This window comes from Pedobacter jeongneungensis (assembly GCF_000633455.1).
Taxonomy (GTDB): domain Bacteria; phylum Bacteroidota; class Bacteroidia; order Sphingobacteriales; family Sphingobacteriaceae; genus Pedobacter; species Pedobacter jeongneungensis_A.
Genome location: NZ_AYMG01000016.1, coordinates 45,172 through 57,089 on the forward strand (window position 1 = coordinate 45,172; position 11,918 = coordinate 57,089).

The following is an 11,918-nucleotide window of genomic DNA, read 5'->3' on the forward strand; positions in this document are numbered from 1 at the left end:
TTTAATGCTGAATAGTAACGCTTTGATTATTTAAAATTTCGGCCGCCTGTTTTAGAATTTCCGCATCCATTTCGTGTACTTCTTCGCCACTACCGATACCAGTAAGCAAAGTAATGGTTAATTGGCCGCCAAGATGTTCACGAAATTCTTCCAGCCCCTGTAAAATCGGACTATTACCTTCTGTAACCTGTAGCAGTGGATGCGTTAACTCAAAACCAAGTTGCTGGATCAAATTAATCACCCTTTGTGCTTCATCGGCCGTAATCCTTCCGGATAAGTTTGAATAAACGCTATCCAAAGCAATGCCCATGGCTACTGCTTCACCATGCCTGATTTCAAAATTGGTGAGGTATTCGAGTTTATGGGCGCTCCAATGACCGAAATCCAACGGTCTGGCCGAACCATTTTCGAAAGGATCTGCACTGCGGATATGCTCCATGTGCAGTTTGGCGCATTTCCAGATCTGGTAATTCATGGCTGCTGTATCACGTACAGCAAGTGCTGCTGCATTTGCTTCGAGCCATTCGAAAAATTCTGCATCTTTAATCAGCGCCACCTTAATGGCTTCAGCAATACCCGATCGCCAGTCGCGATCAGATAAAGTACTTAAAAAAAGTTCGTCATTAAAAACAGCAACGGGCGGTGAAAACGTACCCAAAAAGTTTTTTTTATTAAAATAGTTAATGCCGTTTTTTACGCCAACGCCAGAATCGTTCTGCGAAAGTACAGTACTGGGGATCCTGATGTGTTTAATTCCTCTATGTGCAACCGTAGCGGCATAACCCACCATATCGAGCACAGCCCCGCCACCAATAGTCGCAACAAAAGAATGCCTGTCGATACCATGAACGTTGATGGCTTCCAATACCTGATCGAAATAACGTATATCGTTTTTCACCACTTCTCCCCCCGGGATAACCAAAATATCCTGAACCAATTGTGTCCTGTTATATTTATAGAAATAGGTTTTAATCTGCGCAACAAGGTCCTGATGTGCGTTGGCTACACCCTCATCTATTACGAATAAAATCTTTTTTACGGCAGCAGCCGGATTTAGGTTGACTAAAAAGCTATTGAATAATTCGTTTTCAGGCGAAAAAAGTGATGAAGTGAAGAAAACGTTATAGTTATATTGTACGGTGAAGGATTGATGTAAATGTTCCATATCAATTGGATAATGTGTGTTGAATTAGGTAACGGCAAACAATTTAGAGAGCCATAACGATAAGGGCAATAAAGCGGCGATTACAAAAGCAAGGATCAGCGCATCGAAAGTTACGGCCCAGGCGGCATCCATCAAAATCAGGGATATTACCCCGGCTTTAACCGCAGCACCAATGTTTTTACCAACAGGTTGATTGATTGCCTTTAATAGGGGTTTAAAAATCATAAAGGTAAAAGGAACCAAAAACAGTAGCGACCATAACAAGCGGTCGTTCGCATAAGCGAAGTAAGCAATTGCAAAGATTACAATGGCGTATAAAAAAGCTGCGATGTATAAATTTTTAGCATGACCGCCATGCACCTCACCACGGCTCGTCATGGTAATGGAGAAAATGTACACCACGGGAATAATGGCCAGGTAATAGTGACTGTACAGCATTGCGGGTACAATACTTAAACCGAGCAGTAAATTAAAACCGCGGCACAATCCCATATTTAACGGCCCGAAAAAAGAATGGTGTTTGCCAAATTTGTTGTACAGCAAAGCAAATACAGCAACCAAAAGTGCCAGTACGCCCGAAGTAAAACTATTTAAAGCTGCTAATACAATTCCGCCAGAAAGTAAAAGGGTACCAAAAGTGGCCGCATTTTGCAAGCTGATCAATCCACTGGGAATAGCCCGCTCGGGGCGTTCAATTTTATCGAGTTCGGCATCAAATACGTCGTTAAAAACGATTCCTCCACCGTATAAACAGGCCGTTGAGGCAGCCAACAGTAAAATCGAAATCCATGGCGTGACAAATCCGCTGCTTAAAATTCCGGAAATGGCAATACCCGCTAAAATATCGGCTACAGAAGTAACAATATTCGCAGGGCGCATCATGCGCAGGTAAACAATTAATTTTTCCAATACAATTTAGCTGATAATGATGGAAGATTTATCGGGTCTGGGTTGTTGTCCGCCGCGCAGAATGGTATTCCCTTCAAATTTCTCGGTAAGGTCTGCCTGTGCATTAAAATCGGCTTCATCAATCTGTCCGCTCTGAGCAAAGGCAGTAATGGCGTTGCGGTAAGTTACCAGCTCAATATCGTGATCACTTAGGCCACGCATTTTCATCAAAGCTGCAGTTTTTGGCACTGCCAACGGATCGCTGATGCCCCAATCTGCTGCAGAATTGACCATAATGCGTTCAGCACCATATTGTTTTACAATTTCTACCATGCGCTCGTTGCCCATTTTGGTAAAAGGATAAATGGTAAAAGCGGCGAAAAAACCACGATCTAACACTTCTTTTACCGTTTCTTCATTGTTATGGTCGATAATAACCTGATAAGGATCAAGGCCATGCTCCAGGGCGATATCCATACTCCGTTGAGTACCTTTTTTCTTGTCGCGGTGTGGCGTGTGTACCTGTACGGGCAAGCCAGCTTCTTTAGCCAGTTCGAGCTGTAACCTGTAATATTTTTCTTCGGCCGCAGTCTGATCGTCGAAACCAATTTCACCTATCCCCACCACACCTTCTTTATAGATAAACAAAGGCAGGATTTCCATTACCTGTTCGGCAAGACTTTCGTTATTGGCTTCCCTTGAATTGAGACCAATGGTACAATAATGTTTAATACCGAACTGTGAAGAACGGAAACGTTCCCAACCGATCAGGCTGCTGTAATAATCCCTGAAACTATCCAGTCCGGTACGGGGCTGGCCCAGCCAAAAGGCAGGTTCGATAAGTGCAACAACACCTGCATCGGCCATGGCCTGGTAATCATCTGTAGTTCTCGAAGTCATGTGAACATGTGGATCGAAGAATCTCATTCCCTTTACCGCACTGATATCAAAAGCTTCTGGCTCTCCCATCAATGCTTTATCTCTTGCAATTGAACTGCTACAACACATATCTTTATTTTGAATTTTAATTTTAAAATGAATTCCAGTTTAAACTTCCATCGGCAAGAGCCAACTTCAGTTCCGGAAAGGTATTAATATAATCTTTTGCGGGCTGGAATTCCGATTCGGTTACGGCCAATGCAATGGCGCGCTGCTCCGTCTGATCGTAATGCCGTAAACCAATTTTTAAGTCTTCAAAAATTTCAGCATTGATAAATTTACCCACCAGGCGCCACAACTGTGGATTTACCTGTCGCCCGGCAGCCCAACGCTCTTTCGCATAATCAACCAGCGTTAAAGCCAGCTGAAGATTAGCACGTTCATCCAAACCTACAATCAGTTTGATATTTTTTTCGGTAAAAAATGCTTTTAATACGAGCTGGTTCCAGGCCGCTTCATTCAGGTGCGCCGAAGGATATGGATTGTTTTCCATAATTGCTTCCAAAACCGAACCAATATTGCTCCTGATCCCTTCGGCACAGCGTTTAACCCAAATTTCGGGATAAGGTAAAAATGGCAGTGCCGAGTATAATGCCACAGCCTCGTTCACCTCTGCTGACAGAAATAAACGCTCGAGAGTTGAGTATAGCTGTTCTTTATCCTGTATGGTTAAATTGCTTAACAACCATACCCGGCTAAGCCTGTCGATGGTCCAGCTACGGATATAGCCGAAGCCTGCTGTATCGAGTGCTTTTTGCTGATCATCGTTAATTGCAACCAATAATTTACCTGTTTTACGTGGTAGCATCACAAATGCTTTAGCTACCTGTAACGATTGATCTGGCAATTGTATAAAATCCTCCAGCCACTTTTCGGCCTCTAAACTTATATTGTTTTTAATAACAGACCATATTATTTCTTTTACCGCTTTCATATTATAACCTCTCCTAAATAAATTACCAAAAGACAGTTATACGGTAATACCCGCCGAACAGAAATAGTTGATTAACAGTGCGCCTGCAATAATCAATAGACCAAAAAACTCACGTGTCTGCTCGATATAAGGCTTTGTGGCCTGCATGCTTTGCACCAGACTTTCACGTCGATATTTAGTAATCCAATCTCGTACACCATCTTTAGCAAAGAAAAGAATAATGGCGTAAACGAGGTAAAAGGCAATCAAAAACAGGTATGCAAAAGGATAAAATTTGCCAGCAGCAGCCAAACCACATGATATTGCGGCACTTAAATAGATTGATACCCAAAGAAAAGCATCGTTATCGTTTAAATTTACGTAGGCAAAGCCCAAAAATGAGATGCAAAAAATAATGTTGAGGATAATTAAAGGCATTTTAAATTATTTGGTTTAAAACAAGCTAAATCGATTTCCCGATTCTTTCTATAAAACAAAGTTATTTAAACTGAACACTTTTTTAGCATTAAAATATGTAAATTATATACTGCTGTAAAATATTTTTTTGATTAAGAAAATGAATGTACAAACTCTAAATGCAGAAAAAATGTAATGGAAAAACTTACAATAATTAAGATATATCTACCTTAATGAAGGAAAAATAGTATCGAACATGATATTTGCCTGTTCTTTAATTAAATCGACATCTTTATGTTTATTATTAACCAATAAATAGGTGCTGTTTTTTTCTTCCATAAAATGGCTAAAATACTCTTCGCCAATAAGATTGTAAACAGCATAACGATATATTTTAAACCGTTTTGTACACTCCTTACTTTCCTCGTAAAACCTTTTTGGGTCAAAAGTATGAGACCCCAAAAAACCAAAATTGGCCATGGGATTCTTTTTTAAAATCTGTAATATAAGTTGAATACAAGTTGCTACGATTTTGCCCATCTTATTTTCACCTGTAAGAACATTAAATCTCCTAGGGTGTTTTTTTAGACGGGCAGGGAAAAATTTCAACACATAAATATTGAAAAGATACTCTTCAACCTCTATATGATATTTTTCTTTCTGAGTTTTAAAAATATAGGTTGTTCGCTCTTTTAAGTACTGAGCCCCTTGAAATTTGTCGGTAAAATGTTTTGTAAACGGAAATGAATTATCAAACATTAAGGAATCAAGTGCTTGTATGCTTGTGAACGTCCATTATTGATTTGATTGGAAGTCACACGTACAAGATTTGATTTTGATGTAGAATTGATTTTAACACAAGAATTTTTGGCCGAAACAGCACTGTTATAATGCGTTTTGTTTTGTTCGTATGAATTGTTATTGCTACCCATGGTAATTCTTTAAGTGTAATATAATAACAACGATTAATTTAAATTGTTATTTAATATTCTCTACTTACTTATTGAGAGTGACTAATTTTCATCAAAGTTATAGCATTTTCATCATATTTCAATACAATTTAGATTTTTTCTATAATTCTAAATAAATATGGTTCAAACCTTTATGAATAGATTAATGTATTATTTTAATACTCAAAAACAAGCTTTAAAATATTGGCAAGCACAGGATTATGATCATCTGCACGCCAGTTGATCAGTAAATCGGTTTTAAAAGGCAATGGAATAAATCGCAAACCTGGGCTTTGGTGATGCATGTAAGAATCGGGCAAAATGGCAATACCCAAACCTTTTCTTACCAATGCGATGATGGTAGATCCAAATTCGGAATGGAGAAACACATCTGGAACAAAATCATAGGATTTAAAAAACGCCTGGATAATTTCGCTATAACTGCTGCCCTCATCTTTACTCGGAAGGATGAATTTTTGCTGTTTTAGGTTTTCAGCAGATAAATCACCTAATGCCTTAAAAGGATGGTCTAATGGAACCACCAAAGCAAGATGATCAGAATACAATTTTATCGATTTTATACCTGGCTCACTATTGGTATCCCTGGTGATTACCAGATCAATTTTATAGTTTTTCAAAAATTCCAGCTGATTTTCATATAAAACCTGTACCAGTTTAATCTGAAGCTGTGGAAATGCGTCTGTAATTTTTGCCAAAAGATCAGGCATAATGGAAGCTGATATAGAATCTGGATGTGCAATGGTGATGGTTCCACGTTCGCCCAAATGGAGCTGTTTTGCAAACTGATGGATATATTCGAGTTCACTCAACTCTACTTCCCATTTTTCTTTTAAAAACTGACCAGCTGGCGTGAGCTTTACATTCCGTTTATTGCGTTCAAAAAGCTGTAGCCCTAACTCGCTTTCGAGTGATTGAATCTGGCGGCTAAGTGCTGATTGTGTGATATTTACTTTTTCGGCCGTCTTCCAATAATGAAGCTCCTCCGACAGGGCCAAAAAATATTTGATTCGCTGAAGATCCATTAATGCAAAATACGCATTAATAAATGAAATAATAGCATTTTATTACATTTAAAGAGTGATTACATTCGTGCCATGGAGCAAATCACAATCGAAAGGGCAACAATTACAGACATCAAAAAATTACAGGAAATAGGAAGAAATACATTTTTTGAAGCTTTTGCCGAAGTAAACAGCGAGGAAAACATGAAAGAATACCTCGAAAACAGTTTTGCGGAGGAGAAATTAAAGGCAGAGCTGGGTAATAAAGATGCTCAGATTTATTTTGCTGTACTTAATGGAAAAGTAATTGGTTATCTGAAAATTAACCTTAGAGCAGCACAAACCGAAAAATTAGATCTTGAGGCGCTCGAAATTGAAAGGATTTACCTCCTAAAAGCATTTTACGGCCAAAAAGTTGGTCAGCTGCTCTATCAAAAGGCCATTGATGTTGCCCATGAAATACAGGCCAGTTATGTATGGCTTGGCGTTTGGGAAGAAAACTACAGGGCTTTAAAGTTCTATGAAAAAAACGGATTTAAAGCATTTGGTAAACATTCATTCTGGCTTGGCGACGATGAGCAAACAGATTTGATGATGAAAAAACAATTGGTAAATGATAATGAGTTAAAAGTATCTTAATGGAAAAAAGAAACCTCTTCCTGATTTTATTGATACTGGGCACTGCTTTCTGGGGAATTTCTTTTTCAGTTACCAAACTTGCTATCGGGCAAAGCCAACCTGTTTTATTTCTATGCTATCGCTTTATGCTGGCTACAATGGTTTTATCCATCATTTTCTGGAAACATGTAAAAAAACTGAATTTCGCCACAATTAAAACCGGTGCCAGTTTAGCTATACCTTTGGTATTGGGTATCTACCTGCAAACACTGGGTATCACACATACTTCAGCATCGCAATGTTCATTTGTAGCCGGGATAACGGTAGTGATGATTCCTGTAATTAAACTCCTGATTTACCGAAAATCTGCACCTTTAAAAATATGGATAGCAGCCCTTACCGCATTAATTGGTTTGTTTGTAATATCGATAACCAATAACCTTAAAATCGGCACCGGCGATCTTTATACCATTGTTGGTGCATTTTGTTTTGCCATATACCTGATCCAGATTGAAAAGGAATCAAAAGTACGAGATATTGTACCCACCATTTTGCCCATGTTTGCCACTTGTGCCATATTAACTTTTTTATTAGCACTCTTCCAAAACAATACCACCTGGATTCCCCAAGACCATACTTTTTGGATAGGTATTATTTTCTGCGCGCTGTTCTCTACCGCATATATGTACACCATATCCAATATCGCTCAAAAGTACATCAGTGCAGAAAGAGTATCCATCATCTATCTGTTTGAGCCGGTTTTTGGAGCCTTTGCAGCACATTTTATTTTGGGAGAAGAAATTACATCCAGGTTGTTGATGGGTGGAGGACTGATATTTATGGCTACCCTGATATCAGAACTTAAATGGAGAATGCCAAACCAAATGGTAATATCAAGCCTGTCAAAGGGAAAAAAGGATTAATGCTAATTTTTGCAGCAACGTAAATGATCGATATATTAGTGTTATGGAACCTATTGTACTGAACAGATCGCAGGCACGGAAAATCATTATACACGCAGCAGGACTCTCAAAAAAAGCACCGTTTGGAACAGGAATAAATGCAGTTTACAGGGTGATTGATCATTTAGGATATGTACAGTTAGATACCAATTATGTGGTAGAACGTGCACACCATCATGCCATATTTGCCCGTGTGCCTGATTATCAAACAGAATGGCTCGCAGAACTTGGTGATAATGGTGATATTTTCGAATATTTCACCTCTGATGCAGGATTTCTGCCCATGCACGATTTCCGCTTTTCATTACCGGTTAAAAAGGCATTTGAAACAAAGGGCACTTCCCTCAAAAAAAGAGAATCGGACTTGATGAATCAGATTTTAGATGGCGTGGAGCGCGATGGATCGGTAATGGTCGGCGATTTTGAGAACGACCGTGTAGAGGCCAGTTCGGGTTGGTGGGATTGGCGCCCGGCAAAGGTGGCGCTCGAAAGACTTTACCTGGAGGGCAAACTGATGATCAGCCGCAATAGTGCCTTTCAGAAAGTTTATCATCTGCCTTTAGATCTGGTGCCTCAGGATACTGATCAGACCATGCCAACAGATGAGGCATATGCACGTTATATCATCAACCGCACACTTGGCGCACTGGGCATATCCTCGGTAAAGGAAATGGCCTGGCGTGCGCGTCGCGTAAAAGGAAATCTGGTCAAAAAAGAACTAGAGAAAATGGTTCAGGCCGGCGAAGTTAGCCCTGTAGTCGTGGATGGAGTAAAAGGTCCATTATATATGCATTCCGATACAGATACTAACGTGAGTATCGAAGAGGAGGTTTTCATTCTTTCCCCTTTCGATACGCTGAATGTATTTCGTGCCCGTTTAAAGGATTTCTTCGACTTTGATTACCAGATAGAATGTTTTGTTCCGGCTCCAAAGCGAAAATTCGGTTATTTCTCACTCCCAATCCTTGCCGGAGAAAAATTTATTGCAAGAATGGATGCCAAAGCAAACCGTAAGCAAAAAACACTCATCATTCATAATATCCATTTTGAACCTGTTGAAATTGATGAAAAAATCATTGATAAGTTTGTCCGTAATCTAAAAGAGTTCATCCTGTTCAATAAATGCCAGGATGTTACCTTTGAAAGATCGAATAACAGTGATTTGCTGAAATTGATTAGTAGAGAATTTGGTAATTAAACAAAAAGGATTGCTCATTTTATAAACAATCCTTTCATTTTTTGGATATAACCCAATTAAATATCATCAGCAGAAATCCTTTAACATTTAAATTACTAATTGTGTCTATAGCGCCAATAATCGAAGATTTGAAAGCACAAAAAATTTTTTAAATGTGGTGCTCATATTGTTTATTTCAATTTAATAACAACCTTTCCTTTGGCACGGCCACTCTCTATATATTCCAGTGCCTCATTGGTTTGTTCAAAAGGAAAGACCTTATCTATAACTGGCCTTATAACATGTTGTTCAATTAGTTTGGAAATCTCCTGTAACTGTTTTCCTTCAGCCCTCATAAAAAGGAAAGAATATTGCACACTTAATTTCTGTGCTTTTCTGCGGATACCCGAACTAAGCAGGGATAAAATAAGCTTAACAAACCAGGAGGCACCAATTGCCTCGGCAAAATCAGGTGTAGGTGGCCCAGAGATCGAAATTACCTTTCCTCCAGGCCTTAAGATTCGAAGTGATTTTTCAAGTGTTTTGTTATCCTGACTATTCAAGACAACATCATAATTTTTCAGGATGCTTTCGAAATCCTCCTTCTTGTAATCAACCAGCACATCGGCTCCAAGATCCTTAAGCATTACAAAACTTTTTTCACTTGCAGTAGTAGCAATCACTGCACCTAAATGTTTCGCCAGCTGAATAGCCATGGTACCTACCCCTCCTGAACCAGCCTGGATAAATACTTTCTGGCCTTTTTTCAGATTGGCCATTTCTACCAGCGCCTGCCATGCTGTAAGTGCTACCAGGGGAATTGAAGCTGCCTGCTCCATAGTTAAGTTTTTGGGTTTAAGTGCCACATCTTCTTCAGGTATAGAAACATATTCTGCAAAAGTTCCTATATGGTAATCTGACGGGCGGGAATAAACTTCGTCCCCAACTTTAAATTTCGTAACATTTTTCCCTATTTGGGTAACAATCCCGGCTACATCGTGTCCGAGAATCAGAGGTAATTTATAGGGTAATATTAATTTAAATTCTCCTGTTTTAATTTTCGAATCCAGAAGATTAGCCCCAGCTGAGTGTACCTACACCAAAACATCATTTTTACCAACCTGCGGAACCGGCATCTCTACAAGCTGCAGACCTTTTTTGGCATATTTTTTTATAACAAATGCTTTCATTTTAATTTTTTAATAGTTGATGGCTTTTCTTCGGATTAATCAATCCAAACGCTATTTTTGGGAATAACCTGTTAATCAGGTTAAATATTTTTGCATCGCCTACTCTAATCGTGTATGATTCTCTTTGTAAACCGTTGATCAGGCCTTTAACCATTTCTTCGGGAGATATTTTTTTGTCGTTCCTGTCGGCGGTCATTTTTGTAGCAACAAGTGGTGGTATCAGTTCAAATACTTTTACTTTACTATCAATGATTTTTAGGTGTTCACGAAGTGATATTGTATAGAAGGCCAGTGCCGTTTTTGATGAAGAATAGGTAGCCTCGATGAGAGAAGGAGCCTGACTCAGTATTGATGTAGTATTAATTATTGCTCCCTCATTTCTGGATTTAAGCATATCCAGAAAAAGATTATTCAGCCTTATTACACCCAGATAATTCACTTCCATTTCGTAGGCAGCACCTTCAAGATGTTTATTATTTGCTAAACCCAGATTTGAAGCTGGAACGAGCACGGCAGCATTATTATACAATATGTCAATACCGCCCAATTCTCTTACTTTATTAAAAAGGGCTTGTGCATCTGCTTCATTTCCAACATCGCTTTGGATGGCTATTAGGGCCGGATATGTTTTTTGAGCCGCATCCAGTTTAGACACGTTCCTTCCGGTAATGATTACTTTCGCACCAATTGCTAAAAATTGTTTGGCTGCTTCCAGTCCAATACCTGATGCGCCACCCGTGATCAAGACCGTTTTTCCTTTTAATTTCATTGTTTCCGTTTTAGACTTTTTAGTATATTTTATATTAAAAAAATTATATCACATAACTTTCTAAGTCCACTTTCAGGCTCTTGATTAAACTCGCCATCGGTTTTGCAGTATTCATAGACCTACACATGATCACTGCACCTTCAACAGCAGCTACAGCTTTAAATGCATAAACAGCCGGATCAAGTTTATCAGAAAACTCGCCGTCTTTAATGCCCTGATTTAAAATACCAACAAATATTTCCTGCCCACTCCGGATAACACCGGCTATTTTTTCTCTTATGGCCGGAAAATTATCATCAGATTCAACCGCGACATTAAATATCGGGCACCCACCCTTCATGTAGGTATTTAAAGGATCCTTGTAAAAATCAAGAAAAGCAAACACTTTAGCCTTTGCGGTTTTTCTTTTGCCTATAGTTGATAACATTTTTTCGCCATTATTACTCAGCATGAAATCTACAACCTGTAAAGCAAGGTCCTCTTTACCTTCAAAATGACCATACAGGCATCCTTTAGTCAGTTTAGTGGCAGCAAGCACATCGTCTATATTAGCACCGGATATTCCTTTCTGATTAAAGATAGGAGCTGCTGTTTCCAGGATAAATTGCTTTGTTCTTTCAGCTTTAGTAAGCATATTGATAAATTTTACAACACAAAAATATACTAAAAAGTTTAATAAAATATACATTTTAGTATATTATTACCATTATGTCAGGAAGATGACAATGATGGTCATTCAAAAGATTAACCCGAATTAAATGCTAAAAATAATTCACCAGGAATATTTTAACTATAATTCGAAGCTGAGCTCATCTTACATCTTCATTAAATTGAACCACTAACATCAATACCTTGAACAAGCCTGAAGTAGCTTAAAAAATGGATTTGACAAAAAAAAAACGCACTTT

General features: G+C 38.7%; 13 protein-coding genes and 1 pseudogene. 3 read left to right on the forward strand and 11 right to left on the reverse strand.

The genetic code is table 11. The features are described from left to right. Nucleotide 1: 1 nt before the first annotated feature. The 7 genes from U859_RS0115375 to U859_RS0115405 form a co-directional block, all read right to left on the reverse strand. On the reverse strand, nt 2-1,165 hold the full coding sequence (locus U859_RS0115375) for a 3-dehydroquinate synthase (RefSeq protein WP_025144241.1): 1,164 nt from the start codon (nt 1,163-1,165) through the stop codon (nt 2-4). Nucleotides 1,166-1,189: 24 nt separating this feature from the next. Further along, complete coding sequence (gene eboC, locus U859_RS0115380; protein ID WP_025144242.1) at nt 1,190-2,074, reverse strand: UbiA-like protein EboC; 885 nt, start codon at nt 2,072-2,074, stop codon at nt 1,190-1,192. 6 nt (nt 2,075-2,080) lie between these two features. Continuing rightward, nucleotides 2,081-3,061, reverse strand: a complete 981-nt coding sequence (locus U859_RS0115385; protein WP_025144243.1) for a TatD family hydrolase — start codon at nt 3,059-3,061, stop codon at nt 2,081-2,083. Nucleotides 3,062-3,083: 22 nt separating this feature from the next. After that, nucleotides 3,084-3,926: an EboA domain-containing protein gene (locus U859_RS0115390; RefSeq protein ID WP_025144244.1), complete on the reverse strand. Its 843-nt coding sequence runs from the start codon at nt 3,924-3,926 to the stop codon at nt 3,084-3,086. 36 nt (nt 3,927-3,962) lie between these two features. Continuing rightward, complete coding sequence (locus U859_RS0115395; protein WP_025144245.1) at nt 3,963-4,343, reverse strand: transmembrane 220 family protein; 381 nt, start codon at nt 4,341-4,343, stop codon at nt 3,963-3,965. A gap of 204 nt (nt 4,344-4,547) precedes the next feature. Continuing rightward, on the reverse strand, nt 4,548-5,081 hold the full coding sequence (locus tag U859_RS0115400) for a hypothetical protein (RefSeq protein ID WP_025144246.1): 534 nt from the start codon (nt 5,079-5,081) through the stop codon (nt 4,548-4,550). Nucleotides 5,082-5,448: 367 nt separating this feature from the next. Beyond that, nucleotides 5,449-6,315 carry a LysR family transcriptional regulator gene (locus tag U859_RS0115405; protein WP_025144247.1) on the reverse strand — a complete coding sequence of 289 codons (867 nt, stop codon included), beginning with the start codon at nt 6,313-6,315 and terminating at the stop codon, nt 5,449-5,451. A gap of 72 nt (nt 6,316-6,387) precedes the next feature. Between U859_RS0115405 and U859_RS0115410 the strand changes: the two genes are divergently transcribed. Genes U859_RS0115410 through U859_RS0115420 form a run of 3 tightly spaced genes read left to right on the forward strand, consistent with a single transcriptional unit; the run spans nt 6,388 to nt 9,072 of the window. Then, entirely contained in the window at nt 6,388-6,933 is a 546-nt protein-coding gene (locus U859_RS0115410; RefSeq protein ID WP_025144248.1) for a GNAT family N-acetyltransferase, read from the forward strand. Next, the gene (locus tag U859_RS0115415) at nt 6,933-7,835 is read left to right on the forward strand and encodes a DMT family transporter (protein WP_025144249.1); all 903 of its coding nucleotides are present in this window, start codon (nt 6,933-6,935) and stop codon (nt 7,833-7,835) included. The genes U859_RS0115410 and U859_RS0115415 overlap by 1 nt, the downstream gene beginning before the upstream one ends. Nucleotides 7,836-7,878: 43 nt before the next feature. Then, nucleotides 7,879-9,072, forward strand: coding sequence for a winged helix-turn-helix domain-containing protein (locus tag U859_RS0115420; RefSeq protein ID WP_025144250.1), 1,194 nt, complete (start codon nt 7,879-7,881; stop codon nt 9,070-9,072). A gap of 170 nt (nt 9,073-9,242) precedes the next feature. Here the strand turns inward: U859_RS0115420 and U859_RS30465 are convergent, their stop codons facing one another. The 4 genes and pseudogenes from U859_RS30465 to U859_RS0115435 form a co-directional block, all read right to left on the reverse strand. After that, nucleotides 9,243-9,890 (reverse strand): NADP-dependent oxidoreductase, encoded by a 648-nt coding sequence (locus U859_RS30465; protein ID WP_410477226.1) that lies wholly within the window; start codon nt 9,888-9,890, stop codon nt 9,243-9,245. Between the two features lie 24 nt (nt 9,891-9,914). Then, nucleotides 9,915-10,133, reverse strand: a pseudogene (locus tag U859_RS32655) (alcohol dehydrogenase catalytic domain-containing protein); the annotation flags it as partial. Nucleotides 10,134-10,242: 109 nt separating this feature from the next. Next, nucleotides 10,243-11,010, reverse strand: a complete 768-nt coding sequence (locus tag U859_RS0115430; protein WP_025144251.1) for an SDR family oxidoreductase — start codon at nt 11,008-11,010, stop codon at nt 10,243-10,245. Nucleotides 11,011-11,053: 43 nt separating this feature from the next. Next, a complete protein-coding gene (locus tag U859_RS0115435; RefSeq protein ID WP_025144252.1) occupies nt 11,054-11,644 on the reverse strand; it encodes a TetR/AcrR family transcriptional regulator in 591 nt (196 codons plus the stop codon). Between the last annotated feature and the right edge of the window lie 274 nt (nt 11,645-11,918).